Raw genomic sequence first — 15,994 nt, forward strand, 5'->3', positions numbered from 1 at the left:
TAGTTATTAATCCTCAAAATAAAGTCACTGTTTGAAAAATTAATAGTTAGTCAATAGTTATTAGGGACTGGGGACTGGGGATTGGGGATTGGGAAGATGGGGAAGTGTGGGGAGTGTGGGGAGAGAGGGCGGAAAGATTTCTTCCCTATCCTCCCACACCTTCCACCCCTCCCACACTTCCTGCTTGCCCCCTGCCCCATTCCCTAACCCTTCCCCAAGGGCAATCTCACCGTAAAAGTCGCCCCTTGTCCTAAGCCGGGACTCTCAGCTTTGACTGTCCCACCGTGTATTTCGACGAAATGGCGGACTATTGCTAGCCCTAGTCCGATGCCACCTTCCACTCTGGTGGTTTTGGAGTCGGCTTGACGAAAGTATTCAAAGACATAGGGTAAAAATTCGGGTGTAATGCCTTTACCAGTGTCAATTACTTGGATTTGGGCTTCTTCTTCTATCTTTTCTAATCTGACTTCCACCCGTCCACCTGGGGGTGTGAACTTGACGGCGTTTGAGAGTAAATTCCAAAATACTTGCTGTAAGCGATCGCTATCGCCCTTGACTGGGCTAATATCCTCATCTAGTAGGGTATGAATGGGGATTGATTTAGCGTCTGCGGCCAGGCGTACTGTTTCTAATGCAGCTAAAATTGCGGTACGTAAATCTACTTGTCCTATATTCAAGTTGAGCTTACCCTGTAAGATGCGGGATACATCGAGTAAGTCATCAATTAATTGTGTCTGTAATTTAGCGTTGCGTTCAATGGTTTCTAATGCTTGGGTGATGGTGGCTTCATTATACTTGCGGGTGCGGAGTAACTTTGCCCATCCCAAAATCGGATTGAGGGGGGTTCTGAGTTCGTGAGAAAGAACAGTGAGAAATTCATCTTTGACGCGGTTGGCTGACTCGGCGGCTGCACGGGCGTTTTTTTCGGCTTCGTAAAGTTGAGCGCGTGCGATCGCTTGGGCAGCTTGTTGTGCTAACGTCAACATAAATCTTTGGTTTTCGTCCGTAAACTCTTGCTCCTTCGCAAAACTTAATCCTAAAACGCCAATAGTCTGCTGTTCGACAATCAAAGGAATACAAGCAAAGGCACAATTACCTGTAAGATATGGGACGTTAGCAATAGCTGGGTATTGGCTGGCTAAGGCGGCAATATTTTCTAAAAAAATGGGTTTTCCTGTTCTCGCTGCTACCGCGATGGGAACGTTCGCCGTGATGGGAAAACTAGCCCAACTTTCCCTAACAGAATCAGGATAACCGATGGCTTCTACAATCTTAAGTGACTTACCACCCGCCTCGATTAACACCACAGAACCAGCCACAGCACCCAAAGCCCCAATTCCCTGATTAACCACCACATCAGCCACCTGTTGAGGAGTGAGGGCTTCTGAGAAAGCAGCCGTAACGCTTTGTAACCTAGCTGTGCGATTTGCAGCCATTTCCGCAGCTTGTTTTGCCTGTTGAGTTTCTTGGAGTGCCAGTTGGCGATCGCTAATATCTTCTACAATCCCAAAAGCATATTGTGCCTCTCCCTCATCGTTACAAACTGCCGATGAGGTCAAATTCACCCAGATAATCGAACCATCTTTGCGGATGTATCGCTTTTCTAGAGAATAACTACTAATCTCCTGCGTCACAACTCTTTGGGCATGATTCCAATCATTTACTAAATCATCAGGATGAGTAATATCCTGAAATCTCATTTGAATTAACTCTTCATAACTATAACCAGTGAGTCTACATAGAGCTGGATTGACTTGCAGAAATTTCCCATCTAAAGAAATCAGGGCAATACCTAAAGCCGCCTGATCAAACATCGCCCTAAATAAAGCTTCACTCTTGCTGAGTGCTTGTTCTGTGAGCTTTTTTTGCGTAATATCCAGACTAGTAACGCCTAAACCAAGTAATTGCCCATCAGGTAAACAAACAGGATAGTAACTTACCAACCCCCAGCAATAAACTCCTGATTGATATGTTTCTCCCCTGATTTCTTGATTCAGCAAGGGTTCTTTTGTGGACATAACTCTCAATAAAATTGGCTCAATTTGATCAGCCCAATTCGGTAAAACTTCTCGGAAAGTACGTCCAATATGTTGACTTTGTGGCACACCATTAATCGCCGCTAGTGTTTCATTGACATAAACATAGCGGAGTTCTGTGTCTAAAAAAGCCAGGGCTACGGGAGAACTGGCTAACCAAGCATTCAGTAATGCTAAATATTCTTCTTTTTGTTGAATAGCTTCTTGCAAACTCTGTCGCAATTTGGCTTTTTCTTGTTCTACCTGTTGACGCTGAGTAGTATTGATAGCTACACAGGTAATTCCCTGTATTTGCTCATTGATTTTCAGAGTTTCTACCAATAAATCATAATAAAGAACTTGTCCCCGCAAAATTACACGCACCTCTTCACGGGCAGCAACATCATTCTCTAAAACTCTACGCTTAATAGTTGTTAACTGCTCTGCGATTTCAGGGGGAAATAATTCATAATCAGACTTTCCCAGAATTTCTGCTGCCGTAGTACCTTGTAGATTATGAATCCACTGATAGCGCAAATTCTGATCTTGCTGAAATACTACAATATCTGAGTTACTTAATGCTAATCTAAACCTAGCATCACTGGTTTTGAGTTTTTGTAAATTGACCTCATCTCTATGTTTGGCATTTCTTAAGGCCACAAACACAGCAGTCAAAATTAAACCTTCTAAAATGAACAAAGTAATTTTGACAAGATTGGTAATATCAAAGGATAGTTCATATTTCGGCAGCAGAAAAAAGTAGTCACTGAAAACAACAGATAAGCTATTTGCTAATAGTCCTGAATTCCAACCACCACTCCCAGCACTTAGCATAACAGCACTAAAAAACAGTAGAAACGGAGTGCTACTCATTTCTACCCAAGGTTCTAGCGTTAGCATGAATATGAGTGGCAACATCACTGTTGCCACGACAATGCCAACGCGTAACAAAGAAGAAAGAGCAGTATAGGGCATGGAAATTTAGAACAACCAATACTGATTGCAGATGATTTATTTAACCTAAGCTAGTTTGCACAGTTCTGTAACTTATCCCTAGATAGATTGTCTCATTACCCAAAAAGACTTCTTTAGTTAGATGCTAAATTTTAATTGAGTTGAATATTCAGGCAAAAATGATATTCGTAAAGCAAAATTTATCCAATATTTTTTTAAGTTATCCAGTTTTATGGCAGGTTAATAACTTGATTATTAAGAATTAATGATTATTGGATAAAATAGTTAATTCGATTTTAAGAAAAGAGTGACAAACTTTGCAGAACTGCTACCAATCTTTCAATGTGTATTGCTTGGTGAGTTGCCATGAGAGAGATTCTAATGCGACTGGTGGGAACTGTGGGGGGACGAATAGCAGGGGCAAAAATTCCAGAGGCTTTGAGTTTTTCACCTGCTTGCAATGCTGCCGTTGCACTTGCTAGCTGCAAACATAAAATGGGTGACTCTGATGGTAATAAATTTAGGTTGAGTGATTGCTGTTGTAGCAGTTGTTTTAAGTAATTAACATGATTCCACAACTGAGTGCGGCGTTGAGGTTCTTGTTGGATTATATTCACGGCGGTTAAAGCAGCTGCTGTGTCTGCGGGTGATAGTCCAGTGGTATAAATCCAACTGGGGGCGCGATTTCGCAAAAAATCAATTAAGCTGGCACTTCCAGCCACATAACCGCCTAAACTACCCAAAGCTTTACTCAATGTCCCAATTTGAACTAATTCCCTCCCACTACAACCAAAATATTCCACACAACCCGCACCCGTTTCACCCATTACCCCAGTTGCATGAGCTTCATCAACTAGCAGCATACAACTAAATTCATCAGCTAACTCTAAAAGTTGCGGTAACGGGCATAAATCGCCATCCATACTAAAAACAGTATCGGTCAGGATGAGACAGCGACGGTAGTTTTTTCTGTGTTCACCTAAGAGGTTATGCAGTTGCATCACATCACAGTGGGGATATTCTATAACTGTAGCCCCACTGAGAACCGCGCCATTTTTCAGGCTGGAATGATTGTATTGGTCAGATAAAATTAAATCTCGCTTCCCCACCAAAGCCGCGATCGCACCCAGATTAGCCAAGTACCCAGAACTAAATACTAAAGCATCTTCGGCTTGTTTTAAATTAGCGATCGCCCTTTCTAATTCTCTGTGTAATTCTCTATGTCCACTGAGTAATCTAGAACCAGTGCTACCAGTCCCAAACTCTTTTGTCGCAGCCACCGCCGCCTCAATCAAACGTTCATCCCCAGCCAATCCCAAATAATCATTACTAGCAAAATTAATAACTTCCAGCCCATCTAATATGACAGTCGCGCCTGACAGACCATGTATAGTTTTTACCGCCCGATACCAATCAGCGCGATGAATCGTTTCTAGAGATTGTTGTAACCAATCATAGGGATTGGGCATATTAATAAATCGTGTTTTGGGGCTTTTTTATACTGCTAAAATGACTTAATTTTGCACTCGGTTGGCCGCAATATCAGCTTCTGCTTTCGCAATTAGTCGATCTAATTTTCCTGATGTCAAATCATTTTCTATTTGCTGATCCCACATTTGTTCCAAATATTCTTCCAACCAAGCAGCTAGTTGCCGAATATCATTTTCTGGTAGTTGTTTGATAGCCGCTTCAATTTCTGGCAAAGTACCCATATCTGAGTTGATACTTCAATACATTTTCTTATTTTATCGTGTGGTGCAACAGCTTTCCTAACTTATACTGAGAAACTTGTGAGCCACTGATGATAATTGCCTACAAGCCTCTACTAGAGTAGCCGCAATTGGTAAACACTGGCAGTATTAGCGATCGCCAGATTATACTGGCTGCAATTAATACATGAAATTCCAGAAATGTCGCAACCTAGTTTAGATGTAACGACAGTAGGAAAGCTGGCGGAAAGTCTGCCTACTCCACCACAGCTAACGAGTCAAACAGCCGATTGGAGTAGTGTTTTTCTGGCTAATTACCAACATCCTGGTGCAGAACTCAATGAACCTGCAATTCCGTTTCATGTCCTGGAAGTCATGGATAATAGGATGCAAATACCACATGAACGCCGCCTTGGTGAGCAATTCTTATCTCATCCTATCTGTCCAGGGGAAGTTTTTTTATGTCCAGCGCAAACACCCCAGTGGATTACCTGGAAGAAAACATTAAACTTTTCACTGGTGGTATTTGATCCTATGTTTATTAAACAATTAGCAAATGAAGTAGAAATTGTTCAAGCCGTAGAATTTACACCCCAATGGCAAATATTTGATCCTATCATTCAAACTATAACCAATGCACTCAAAGCCGACTTAGCAGCCGGATGTCCAGCAGGTTCACTTTATGGACAACATTTCGGCACAGCCTTGGCTACCCATCTACTCACCAAATTTACAGCACATCAGCCAAAAGTTTCTGAATACAGTGACGGATTACCGCATCAGAAACTCAAACAAGTCTTAGATTACATTGAAGCTAATCTAACAGAAAAAATTAAACTAGAAGACTTGGCAAAAGTTTCAGGCGTGAGTGTGTTCTACTTTGCACGACAATTTAAGCAATCAATGGGAATACAACCTCATCAATACGTATTGCGACGACGGATAGAATACGCCAAACATTTGCTCAAAAGTTCAGACTATAGCGTTGCCAGGGTAGCGGCGGAGTGTGGTTTCGCCAATCCATCCCATCTTAGCCGTCACTTTTACAAACTAGTGAAGATGTCACCAGGAGATTTCCGCAATCAATAGCAAGAATGTGTTTATATTCCGCAAGAATGTATTCGTCTGCGTCTAGTCGAATTTAATACTATTTAAATAATTCAGTCCGAGAAAATTTACTGTTAGCAACTATATGTGGTTAACCAACTGCTGGTGCAGGCTTGAGACGGGTATTTGTTTTTTCAAGATATGCCGTTGATTGCTATTACACGCTTACGTCTGAGATTTCACCGTTATCTGCCCTCATTCATTGTCTACACTTTGCTATCTACATGGCAAGCCAAATACACACCTGGTAATCTCCGTATTAGCTTATTGATTGATGCCAACCTCACATTCTGGACACGAACTGCGTGGCAGAGTGAAGCAGCCATGTGTGCGTTCAGACAAGCAGCAAATCACAAACAAGCAATGCTGAAACTGATTGAGTGGTGTAATGAAGCCTCCGTTGTGCATTGGATACAAGAAACACCAACACTTCCTGACTGGTATGAAGCACACCAGAAAATGCTGACACAGGGAAATCGTTCTTTTGTCAAATATCCTTCATCTGCTCATATTGCTTATGAAATTGCCGTGCCGAAGATTATTGTGAGCATTCTTTAAATAAACAATCGAGTTCAGTAATAACAACTCAACTGTAACTAATTTAGGTAAAAATCATGGGCATTTGGAACAACATTAAAAATTTCATTAAAGAGTCTATTGCTGAAGATATCCTTAATCAATGTTCTAAGTGTGGTGCTTCTGACGAAGATCCCACAAAGGTTTACAAGACTAAAGATTGGGAAATTCCAGTATTTAATCCACAACATAATCCTACCTTTCCTAAAAAAAGTATTAGGTACAGTTGCATTTGTAAGGTGTGTGGACATAAGTGGACAAAAACAAAATTTGTTAGGCACTAAATATATTAGTTTTTACTATACATTAAGATATGCTTTTATTTGCTACTATTAATGCCTTTGGCATTTTGTGGGCTGGTTTCATGTGGGGAATTGCTGGAATTTGTGCAGGTATACTGGTTGCATTACCAGTTTTTGTTCTTGTTATATCATTAACCAACGATAACGGCGACACGGCCTTTCGAGTGACGGCTTTTGTTGTTGCTGGAGTAGTTTTAATGGGAATTTTAATCGGTGGAGTTTTTGAATACGAAAAACAGCTTAAGGAACAAAATAAATACTCTTATTCACTAACTCAACTGTCAAAATTTACCGAATTCGACATAACTAATATTTGGTTTCCGAAAAAATATGTCTCTCATATTGAACGAAAGTTTGAAATTTAACTAGTAGATTCATTAATCTGACGTAGGTATAACAGTTAAATAAAATGAAGTTTTTACCTAAATTAATTTTCTTGAGTTTTACTTTATTTGGTTTGCAAGGCTGCTTATTTGTAACATCAGCACCAGAGCCAAATCAAGTAATTGATCCGTCTTTATCATCTGAATCAGCACCTGTAATTTCAGTAGACAACTGCTCAAAAGATGGTAAGTCTATTAGAGAACAACTTGAACAAGTAACTCAGCAATATGCTTCTTTATCAATAGAGGTTATAGAAGTTGTAGAGTCAGCAAAGTCGATATATAAAGATCCTGCCTGTACGAGTCAAAGAGCTTTTTTTGCTGAGACATTAAAAGCAATAATGAAGCGTCAAGCATACAAAAACTATGAGGTGTCACGCTCTGGGGCTATATCTTCTAATATACTCTGCATAACTCGGCCGCATACAGGCGGAAACTTGCCAGACTGTGAAAAACCATATCAGGACAATCTTCAAAGAATAGAAGATGACTATAATCGTAAACTTATGGGAATAGACAACTTTTTTCAATAACAAAGAACAAAATCCCGTGACTATTAACTAACTTGCTCACTACTGCTAAGGTGAGCGATCGCTTGTTTAATCCAGTCTTCGACATAGGCATCTTTGGGTAAACCAATATCTTCACTGACTACGTGTAAGGCGTGACTAACTTCATGGGCGGTGTAACCCAAGGCGAATAGAGTCATTTGCACTTCTTCGAGAATACCAGGGGCTGGCCCTTCGGTAGCAACGAAGAAGCCTGCTGATTTGCGCCATTCGATTAATTTAGCTTTGAGTTCTAAACAAATGCGTTCAGCGATTTTCTTACCCACACCAGGGGCTTGAATTAATATCTGGGTGTTAGCCGCAATGATGGCTTGGACTAAATCTGGTAATTCCAAGGTGTCCAACAGGGCGATCGCTAAAGCTGCACCTACACCACTGACAGTTAATAAGTGGCGGAATAAATCTCTTTCGGCTGGGGAAGCAAAACCGTAAAGTAGGGGTACTTCCTCCCGAATTTGGTAATGGGTGAAAATCTGTACTAGGTCGCCAGTGGTGGGTAATTGCTTGGCTAACCGTTGGGGAATTTGCAAATCATAACCCATACCGTTGACTTCCAGCGTCAACAGCACGCGATTACTGCCTACATTTTGAATACCGGCGACTATACCTTTGAGATAGCTAATCATTCTAGGAAACCGAAATGTTTTAAACCTTCAATAATTCCACCTGCACAGAAATCTTGTGCTAGGTAACGATGATCTGCGGGATACTCGCTGTGCCATGCCAGCAACTCTGGTCTAGCATTTCCGACTATGATTCCCCGTTCGTTGCCCACAGCAAACAAAGCAATATCATTACCTGAATCACCACAGACAACTGTTCTTTCTGCTGCGAATTTCCACTTTTGACGTAGAAACTGCATTGCCTGACCTTTATCGCTGCTACGCGGCACAATGTCAAGGTCAATACCGCTACTATAAATTAACTTTACATTTAATTCATATTTCTCTAACTCTGATTCAAGTTGTGGTAGTACATCAACGGCTGATTCTTGCTTCAGAAAAAAGCTGAGTTTAAAGGGACGCTGTTCTGAGTCTGGTTGTGGGGTGAGTTCCGCAAATTTTTGTGTAATAGATAATACTATTTCCCTATCCCAACCAACGGAGAGAATTTCCGACCAAGTAGGATCAGGGGTAGCATTGCCATCTAAGTAAATTTCCGTACCCACAGAAAGCACTAACCCATCGGGGTGGAGGAGATTTTTTTCCTCTTTGAGTTCTTGGTACAAAACAGGCGATCGCCCAGTAGCATAAACTATCCTCGTACCATATTCTTGGCGATGTGTCTCTAAGATTTGAGTCAGTTGGACTAAAGCTGCATCATTACCTACAAATGTGTGGTCTAAGTCAGTAACGAACAAAAATGGTTGGACTGCTTTCATGTTGATCTACTCCCAGTAATATGGTTGCCAAAATACTGAAAAATTTTGGATTTTAGAAATTAACGATCAAATCTACAAACAACAACAGCAGGCGATCGCACCAAAAAACCGCGTTCGTATGGCTATTAGCTTCATAACCTTAACTACTTTACTAGGAATGAGTACCTTTACGACTCATCCCTGAAGTTACCTAAAAATCTTCAAAAGCAGATTTGATTACGCCCGTTTTGCTTCGACTCTCGTACCCTATCGCTGGCACGCTGTAATAGAGACACAGGATCATCATCTGGTTTTAGTTCCACAACCCCAATACTCGCAGTAACTCGAAACTGATGACCGTTATAAGCTGTGACTATTTCTTCGCTCAACGCTAGACGAATTCTTTCGGCAATCTGACAACCCGTGTGGAGGTTAGTGTCAGCCATTACAATACAAAATTCCTCTCCACCGTAGCGTGTTACCCAATCTACTGCTCTGACATTATTTCTCAGTATTTTCGCGGCTGTTATTAAAGTTTGATCGCCGGTGGGAAAGCCATAGGTGCGATTCACTTCCCCAAAATGATCCAAATCCAAAAGTAAAATTGTCAGTCGTTGCTGATATTTGTGTGACCTTTCAATCTCACGCAGCAATAAGCGGTCGAGATAACGGCGATTAAAAACTTCAGTCAAACCATCATGTTCTGCTTCTGCGCGATACTTCTTGGCTAGACGACTAGCTTTTAGTACCATCTCACTCACCATTCGTTCAGCAGTTACACGTATACGATGCTCAAACTCAGTAATTAATTTATCCTGTCCAGCAGCATCGGCGATCGCATTAAATTCCTCAGTCGTGACAACTTGGTTGCGTCCCTGCTTTTTGGCAGCATAAATACATTGATTGATCTCCTGCCATAGTTCCTCAATTGATGTCTGTTCACCCATAGGAACGACTGCGAAGGAAACTGTCAAATTCACACAAGACTGATCTGTAAGTCGAAACTCATAAGCCTGGAGTTGCGTTTTCAAAAACTCAGCAAAAGCTTTTCCTTGCTCAATATTGCCTCGTACACAAATAGCAAACTTATCACCACCCGTGCGAGCAACAATGCCAGCACCCAAGGCATACTGTTGGAGAATCTGCCCGATTGACTGTAATATCTGATCGCCTCCACTATGACCATAGCGATCGTTAATAAACTTAAAACGGTCAATATCCAAGTAAATCAAACAGACAGCCTCTGCATCTTCTGTAGATGCTAAAAGCTGAAACGCATAATCTTTAAACTTCTGAAAATTGCTAATTCCCGTCAGCTTATCTAGGTGGAATAAATGTTTTTGCTGGCTGTGCCAGATAATGCGCTGCAAACGCAGACCAATTTGTTGATCAATAGCATGACTATTGCAGGTTTCATCCGTTGCACCTAGCCAACACAAGACAGCCGACTCTTGCTCAATTGTGTCTACTAAAATTATTGTTGGTAGGGCAATCCTAGCGTATATATACTGAACTGGCTCCAGAGTCTCCCCAGTCTGGATATCGAGTACAACCACATCAAAATTCTTCTCCCACAAAGTTGAAGCATCAACTCGCACCCATTCCAAACTGAGAGATAGATTTTGTGGTTGGGGGAAATCCTTGATACTATACCAACCAACTCGCACAGCTTTTAACTGTTCATCCATCAATCTCACCGGTAAATTCAAGCAAGGTACAACCAATCACAATCATGCGGTGCATTTTTGTTAATTGTTGCTTTCTTCAAGGTTAAAATTTTTACTAACTAACCATAACACAACAGTAATAAAGCGGGAGGAAAATCCACACCGCTTTCTGCACTTCTAGTGAATATTGTTGTAATCAAAAAATCAAATCAAAATGCGATTACATTTATAGAACTTACGCAACTGGCATATTTTTTATGTAGGGTGTGTGACGCGGCGAAAGTATTTGAACGTAGTTATGAGATATATAGCGTCACGCACCAACTATCGATTGTGACACTTGCGTAAGTCCTGATTGATTAATTCAGCCAGAAACCGCCTATTTTGCCATCTTTAAGGCTAAGTCTAGCTAATACATCATCACTGCGGTCTTTAAAGGTCAGTTTCCATAAATATACTTGATACCCTTGCTGATTTAATTTTCCTAAGAAAGTTGCTGAATATCCTTTCTTAATTCGAGGGGCAAACTGACTATGAACTTTTGTAAATAGTTCCTTGGTTATACCTGCTTTAAAGGCAGCATTTCCTTGAGAAATAAACTGATCGTAATTGTTTTCCTCAATCGCCTTGATGAGATTTGTAAAAGCTTTTTGTGCTGATTGTTCAGCTTGATGACCTTGAGTTTGTTTTATTTGTTCATTGCCCAAGTAAATATTTTGCGCGCTTGCTAAGGTTAAAGGTGATAAAGCGATCGCTGCGGCAATCACTAAGACCATTTTATTCATTGATACTGTAACTCCTGGTAAAATTTATTGTAATTAAATATCTGTACATGATAGCCTGTAGTAATTAATTGAACGAGTTAGATACTGTTGATTTTAGTTGCAAATTATGTATTTAGTTTTCTAAAAATTAGTGAGAACAAAAAATAGAAGCCCAAACTCTTGTTAGAATTTGGGCTTCTAGGACTTTTAAAAACAGAGAAATGATTAGTCGTTACTAAAAAAAATCAAAAAATACAAAACCCAAAAATTTTGATTGGGAATTTTGCATTTTACACAGGATTTAATGACTAGTGCCTGTATGGACTGTTTTCACCCACTTCAGCCGTTTTGGTCTAACTGACATTCGGGCTGTGGTACTGCTCATTACTACTAACCAGTGCAGCATATACAAAGTACCGCGCACAGTTTGGAGTAGTAAGACAAAGGGGGTGTAAACAGTGAATTTTTGCTCTTGGCGTATCCTTCTCAAGCCTGCATACATACCCATAACTGACATTGTGATTGACAAGCTAGTCACGGGGCTTAAAATTGGCAGGCGATGACGATAAACTGACATCAACAAATCAGGGATAGCGGCTGTGGGCAGGATGTACATAGTGAGCATAAACATGAGCATATCCCAGGTTTTGCGCGTACCCATGCGATTTTTGAGGATTAAATCCCAATAATCCAAAAATCGTTGATAACCACCCTCAGCCCAACGGTTACGCTGATGCCAAAGTGCCATTGCGTTGGTGACACCTTCTTCCTGCACGGCTGGGAAAAATACACACTCAATATCCCAGTTATCTAAATGCAGGCGGAAAGTCATATCTAAGTCATCGGTGATGGTTTCTTCGTTCCATCCTCCGAAGTTTTCTAAGGCTGTGCGGCGCACAAATTGACCGTTACCGCGTAATTCACCAATACCACCTATGGCAGTACGTTGTTGCTGGAACCAAGTATCCAAAGCCATTTCGGACATTTGTCCCTTTGTCCAGAAATTCTCTTTGGCATTGGCGATCGCTTTTCGCACTTGCACCGCCCCTACCTTTTCTTTTTGGAACAAAGGTACTACTTGCAGTAATAAGTCTGACGCTACTTGAGCATCAGCATCAAAGACAGCAATAATTTCGCCTTTTGTCAAGGGCAAAACTTGATTAAGCGCACCTGACTTACCACCCACCGCTTGAGCAGAACGTCTGAGTACCTTGAGATTGTCGTACTCCTGGGATAATTCTGCTAAAATTTGGGGGGTTTTATCGGTGCTATGGTCATCAACTATCCAAACTTCGTATTGCCCTTTGGGGTATTCCAGATTACAAAGATTTTTGACTAATTTACCAATTACAGCTTCCTCGTTTTTTGCTGCTACCAACAGAGAAATCAAAGGTAATTCACCCTGCATTTCCTTTTGATAGTGACGGGGTTGAGCAAACCCAATGATTAAAGCATGAATACCGAGAATGGCAGTCAAACTTAGCACAAAGAGAGAACCCCAGGAAGCTAAATGTAAGGCGATCGTACCGCTCCAGACTATGGTTAAGATGAGAGCTGCTTTACCTCTACGCCCTTGAAACCGGGATGGTAAAGACAAATCCCGCGTTTCTACCACTGACTCCTCAGTTACTGATAGGTCAGACAACAAGGAGTTGAGTGGATCAAGTTCTTTGTAGGAATCGTTGTCGGGCCAGGAATTTGCTGGCATAAGTTACTTGATTCAAAAACCAGTATTTGTCTACACCTGAAAAGAAGCTGGGAATCAGATCACGCCAAACTGTATGAGCCAACTTTGTCTGTGTTTCGCCCTACTAGAAAAGTTTAAGTATAAAAACTTACTTTTTCCTAGCAAATATGCAAGCTGTTCCACAATCGGAACTAGAAATAGGACTAAATGAGAACAAAGCAGCAACAGCTTATTGTTGGTAGAAATTGCAATAACAGCGTTTACTACCTAATGGCAGTAATTTGCAGCGTTATTGCGCCCAGCTTCCCTAAAAACTAATGCAGCCCTATTGTAACTGAGATTTTAATATTTCTTAGCAGTAACTTTTGTAGTGACTATCATGGGGATTGGGGACTGGGAATTGGGGACTGGGAATTAGGGACAAGGTAGACAAGGTAGGTAGAATTTTCTCAGCACTCATTACTCATCACCGGCTAAACGCCGCGCTACCGCTAACAGCACGGGCTAAACGCCCCGCTTCCGCTAACAGCACCGGCTAAACGCCCCGCTTCCGCTAACAGCACTCATCACTCACTGTGTGGATTAGCAATTTTTTGGGAATACTTCATGGAGAACTACTAAATATCCTTAGTTGTCAACTACTGTTGAGGAATATTCAACAATGTCTATTGAGCAACTCCAGCCGGCTAACGCCCAACAAGCTAATGTCTACTTGCCTTACATTCAGGGTGCAGCGAAGCGTAATTTTTTACCTTATGCTATTAGTCTCTACCAAAAGGGCATTTTGGAAGGCCACCGGAAAATAGAATCTGGTGATAATGTGCCTTTTGTCGCTTCTTGGAATGTGGCTACTCTACCCTCTGATCTAACCCGTTGCCGAATGCAGTTTGATGGTAATTCTGAGTTAAGCTATGAAGTCATGATGGCTAGCTTTGAATTCATTAGTTTTTTAATTGAACTTCTAGAGAACTCTAAACGCTACAAAGTAACTGATTTTTCACAATCTTTTTACCGCAAATTACTACGCATTGATGAATAATTCAGTTGATTAAAATTTGTGGGTTGTCAGGGGAAGTGAGCATTGGATTAGCCTGACAACCTTGTTTTTTGCGTTGATACCATTCCACGAAAATCTTGATAAAGCTCACTTTTGCTGCTGTCCCTGCTTTCCTAGAATATTATCCTCATAGTGAGAAGGTATGAGTATGAGTATCACAACAATCTTCAGTTCCGATTGAAAATTAAGACTATGTCTGAATCGGGACTAAAAATTTACTGAGATCATAGTAAAAATATATAAATATAAAAGCAAAAAAATTTACTTTCAGAAAAAACTTTTAGATAAATTAAATTTGTTCATAGGCTAATGATTCTGCCAGAACCAATTAAAATTAATAAACACCTGGCTGGGTTTTACTTCCTTTTGAAATTAGGAGTGCATGTGTGCCGAAATCTGCTAAATATTTGCTGATTGGCTCAACTGAAACTTACAGTGGTAAGTCGGCAACAGTCCTGGGTTTATCTCATCAGTTACAGGAAAAAGGCTTAGATATTGCCTATGGTAAGCCCTTGGGCAATTGTTTGAGTACATCTGATGGCACTGTGATTGACGAAGATGTCCAGTTTATTACTCTTAGTCTCAATCTCTCAGCAAACCGGATTGTGCCGACAATGCTGGCGTTAGATGAAGCCAGTGTGCAAAGACGTTTACGGGGTGAGGACAAAACTGATTATCGTCAGTCTTTGGTGGAGCAGTATTTACAAGTTCCTAGAGGGGATTTAGTGCTGCTAGAAGCCCCTGGCGATTTGACAGAGGGTTATTTGTTTGATTTATCTTTGCTGCAAGTGGCAGAGGTTTTAGATGCGGCTGTTCTCTTGGTAAGTCGTTATGATTCTTTGCTGTCTGTGGAGTCGATATTGTCTGCTAGAGAGCGTGTAGGCGATCGCTTGCTTGGGGTTGTGATCAATGACGTTCCTACTGTCCATTTAGAAACCGTCAATAATTCTGTGCGCTCATTTTTAGAGCAGCAGGGTATCCCTGTGATGGCTGTGCTACCGAAAAACGATTTACTCCGCAGTGTCAGCGTTGGGGAATTAGTCAAACAACTCAAGGCTGAAGTTCTGTGTCGCAGCGATCGCTTAGATTTAATGGTGGAAAGTTTAGCGATTGGGGCGATGAATGTGAATGCGGCTGTGAAATATTTCCGCAAGCGGCGGAATATGGCAGTAGTCACAGGAGGCGATCGCGTAGAAATTCAACAGGCGGCTTTAGAAACTTCCACCCAATGTCTCATTCTCACCGGACAACTACCACCACCACAATTTATTCTTAGTCGTGCTGAAGAATTAGAAATTCCGATTTTGTCAGTTGACTTAGATACCCTCACCACTGTAGAAATCGTTGACCGCACTTTTGGTCAAGTCCGTGTCCACGAACCAATTAAAGTAGAGTGCATTCGTCAGTTAATGTCGGAAAATTTTGATGTTAACCGTCTGTTGTCTAAGTTAGGCTTAACCCCAGTGACAGTCTGAATCTGAGACGCTTTCGTCAACTACCAAAGCTCATAGAGTCGTACAACCGTGCGGCTCTAATTTTAGTTTTAGGGACTTCCAGATAAAAAATATCTAAACTGTAGGGTGCGTCAGTGCGAGAAAACCTAACTATACCAAAAGGTTATTCATACTGACGCACCCTACTAAATTTTTGGGTGTTCCTTTATGGTCAAAACAATGACTGAATTTCATTGAAGGTTTTAACTAGGTACTAGAAAAGTTAGTGGTTGGAGAAGAAACGACTGGATCACTTTCTCCCCCTAGACGACGACGTGCTGTTTCTTTTCTTCCCACAGCCGGAATGTGTTTGGTAGCGGCTGCTAAACCGAAAACAGGCATATTTCCATA

15 protein-coding genes are annotated in these 15,994 nt (G+C 41.2%); 6 read left to right on the forward strand and 9 right to left on the reverse strand.

What is annotated here, in order from left to right:
* Nucleotides 1–203: 203 nt before the first annotated feature.
* The 3 genes from CLI64_RS23035 to CLI64_RS23045 all read right to left on the reverse strand — a co-directional run bounded on the left by CLI64_RS23035 (nucleotide 204) and on the right by CLI64_RS23045 (nucleotide 4,681).
* A complete protein-coding gene (locus CLI64_RS23035; protein WP_103139406.1) occupies nucleotides 204–2,990 on the reverse strand; it encodes a PAS domain S-box protein in 2,787 nt (928 codons plus the stop codon).
* Nucleotides 2,991–3,265: 275 nt separating this feature from the next.
* A complete protein-coding gene (bioF, locus tag CLI64_RS23040; protein ID WP_103139407.1) occupies nucleotides 3,266–4,438 on the reverse strand; it encodes an 8-amino-7-oxononanoate synthase in 1,173 nt (390 codons plus the stop codon).
* Between the two features lie 45 nt (nucleotides 4,439–4,483).
* Complete coding sequence (locus CLI64_RS23045) at nucleotides 4,484–4,681, reverse strand: hypothetical protein (protein ID WP_103139408.1); 198 nt, start codon at nucleotides 4,679–4,681, stop codon at nucleotides 4,484–4,486.
* A gap of 198 nt (nucleotides 4,682–4,879) precedes the next feature.
* Between CLI64_RS23045 and CLI64_RS23050 the strand changes: the two genes are divergently transcribed.
* The 4 genes from CLI64_RS23050 (at nucleotide 4,880) to CLI64_RS23070 (ending at nucleotide 7,579) form a co-directional block, all read left to right on the forward strand.
* Nucleotides 4,880–5,767, forward strand: coding sequence for a helix-turn-helix domain-containing protein (locus CLI64_RS23050; protein WP_103139409.1), 888 nt, complete (start codon nucleotides 4,880–4,882; stop codon nucleotides 5,765–5,767).
* 144 nt (nucleotides 5,768–5,911) lie between these two features.
* Nucleotides 5,912–6,343 carry a hypothetical protein gene (locus tag CLI64_RS23055; RefSeq protein ID WP_225977413.1) on the forward strand — a complete coding sequence of 144 codons (432 nt, stop codon included), beginning with the start codon at nucleotides 5,912–5,914 and terminating at the stop codon, nucleotides 6,341–6,343.
* Nucleotides 6,344–6,674: 331 nt separating this feature from the next.
* Nucleotides 6,675–7,028, forward strand: coding sequence for a hypothetical protein (locus CLI64_RS23065; protein WP_103139412.1), 354 nt, complete (start codon nucleotides 6,675–6,677; stop codon nucleotides 7,026–7,028).
* Nucleotides 7,029–7,072: 44 nt separating this feature from the next.
* The gene (locus CLI64_RS23070) at nucleotides 7,073–7,579 is read left to right on the forward strand and encodes a hypothetical protein (protein ID WP_103139413.1); all 507 of its coding nucleotides are present in this window, start codon (nucleotides 7,073–7,075) and stop codon (nucleotides 7,577–7,579) included.
* Between the two features lie 23 nt (nucleotides 7,580–7,602).
* Here the strand turns inward: CLI64_RS23070 and ruvA are convergent, their stop codons facing one another.
* The 5 genes from ruvA to CLI64_RS23095 form a co-directional block, all read right to left on the reverse strand.
* Complete coding sequence (ruvA, locus tag CLI64_RS23075) at nucleotides 7,603–8,241, reverse strand: Holliday junction branch migration protein RuvA (protein WP_103139414.1); 639 nt, start codon at nucleotides 8,239–8,241, stop codon at nucleotides 7,603–7,605.
* Nucleotides 8,238–8,996: a sucrose-phosphate phosphatase gene (locus CLI64_RS23080; RefSeq protein ID WP_103139415.1), complete on the reverse strand. Its 759-nt coding sequence runs from the start codon at nucleotides 8,994–8,996 to the stop codon at nucleotides 8,238–8,240. The genes ruvA and CLI64_RS23080 overlap by 4 nt, the downstream gene beginning before the upstream one ends.
* A gap of 200 nt (nucleotides 8,997–9,196) precedes the next feature.
* The gene (locus tag CLI64_RS23085) at nucleotides 9,197–10,663 is read right to left on the reverse strand and encodes a diguanylate cyclase (protein WP_103139416.1); all 1,467 of its coding nucleotides are present in this window, start codon (nucleotides 10,661–10,663) and stop codon (nucleotides 9,197–9,199) included.
* Between the two features lie 338 nt (nucleotides 10,664–11,001).
* Nucleotides 11,002–11,427: a hypothetical protein gene (locus tag CLI64_RS23090; RefSeq protein WP_103139417.1), complete on the reverse strand. Its 426-nt coding sequence runs from the start codon at nucleotides 11,425–11,427 to the stop codon at nucleotides 11,002–11,004.
* Between the two features lie 280 nt (nucleotides 11,428–11,707).
* Nucleotides 11,708–13,114 (reverse strand): glycosyltransferase family 2 protein, encoded by a 1,407-nt coding sequence (locus CLI64_RS23095; protein WP_103139418.1) that lies wholly within the window; start codon nucleotides 13,112–13,114, stop codon nucleotides 11,708–11,710.
* Nucleotides 13,115–13,754: 640 nt separating this feature from the next.
* Between CLI64_RS23095 and ebsA the strand changes: the two genes are divergently transcribed.
* Both ebsA and CLI64_RS23105 read left to right on the forward strand, forming a co-directional pair.
* Nucleotides 13,755–14,132, forward strand: coding sequence for a type IV pilus biogenesis protein EbsA (ebsA, locus tag CLI64_RS23100; RefSeq protein WP_103139419.1), 378 nt, complete (start codon nucleotides 13,755–13,757; stop codon nucleotides 14,130–14,132).
* A 404-nt stretch (nucleotides 14,133–14,536) separates the two neighbouring features.
* Nucleotides 14,537–15,625 (forward strand): phosphotransacetylase family protein, encoded by a 1,089-nt coding sequence (locus tag CLI64_RS23105; RefSeq protein WP_103139420.1) that lies wholly within the window; start codon nucleotides 14,537–14,539, stop codon nucleotides 15,623–15,625.
* 225 nt (nucleotides 15,626–15,850) lie between these two features.
* Here CLI64_RS23105 and CLI64_RS32025 read toward each other — a convergent pair whose 3' ends face one another.
* On the reverse strand, nucleotides 15,851–15,985 hold the full coding sequence (locus CLI64_RS32025) for a hypothetical protein (protein WP_264082513.1): 135 nt from the start codon (nucleotides 15,983–15,985) through the stop codon (nucleotides 15,851–15,853).
* Between the last annotated feature and the right edge of the window lie 9 nt (nucleotides 15,986–15,994).

It is taken from the genome of Nostoc sp. CENA543, assembly GCF_002896875.1.
In the GTDB taxonomy this organism is placed as follows: domain Bacteria; phylum Cyanobacteriota; class Cyanobacteriia; order Cyanobacteriales; family Nostocaceae; genus Trichormus.

Coding starts and splice junctions, on each gene's coding strand:
- CLI64_RS23035 (WP_103139406.1), bottom strand. CDS start 2,990: ATGCCCTATACTGCTCTTTCTTCTTTGTTACGCGTTGGCATTGTCGTG.
- bioF (WP_103139407.1), bottom strand. CDS start 4,438: ATGCCCAATCCCTATGATTGGTTACAACAATCTCTAGAAACGATTCAT.
- CLI64_RS23045 (WP_103139408.1), bottom strand. CDS start 4,681: ATGGGTACTTTGCCAGAAATTGAAGCGGCTATCAAACAACTACCAGAA.
- CLI64_RS23050 (WP_103139409.1), top strand. CDS start 4,880: ATGTCGCAACCTAGTTTAGATGTAACGACAGTAGGAAAGCTGGCGGAA.
- CLI64_RS23065 (WP_103139412.1), top strand. CDS start 6,675: ATGCTTTTATTTGCTACTATTAATGCCTTTGGCATTTTGTGGGCTGGT.
- CLI64_RS23070 (WP_103139413.1), top strand. CDS start 7,073: ATGAAGTTTTTACCTAAATTAATTTTCTTGAGTTTTACTTTATTTGGT.
- ruvA (WP_103139414.1), bottom strand. CDS start 8,241: ATGATTAGCTATCTCAAAGGTATAGTCGCCGGTATTCAAAATGTAGGC.
- CLI64_RS23080 (WP_103139415.1), bottom strand. CDS start 8,996: ATGAAAGCAGTCCAACCATTTTTGTTCGTTACTGACTTAGACCACACA.
- CLI64_RS23085 (WP_103139416.1), bottom strand. CDS start 10,663: ATGGATGAACAGTTAAAAGCTGTGCGAGTTGGTTGGTATAGTATCAAG.
- CLI64_RS23090 (WP_103139417.1), bottom strand. CDS start 11,427: ATGAATAAAATGGTCTTAGTGATTGCCGCAGCGATCGCTTTATCACCT.
- CLI64_RS23095 (WP_103139418.1), bottom strand. CDS start 13,114: ATGCCAGCAAATTCCTGGCCCGACAACGATTCCTACAAAGAACTTGAT.
- ebsA (WP_103139419.1), top strand. CDS start 13,755: ATGTCTATTGAGCAACTCCAGCCGGCTAACGCCCAACAAGCTAATGTC.
- CLI64_RS32025 (WP_264082513.1), bottom strand. CDS start 15,985: ATGCCTGTTTTCGGTTTAGCAGCCGCTACCAAACACATTCCGGCTGTG.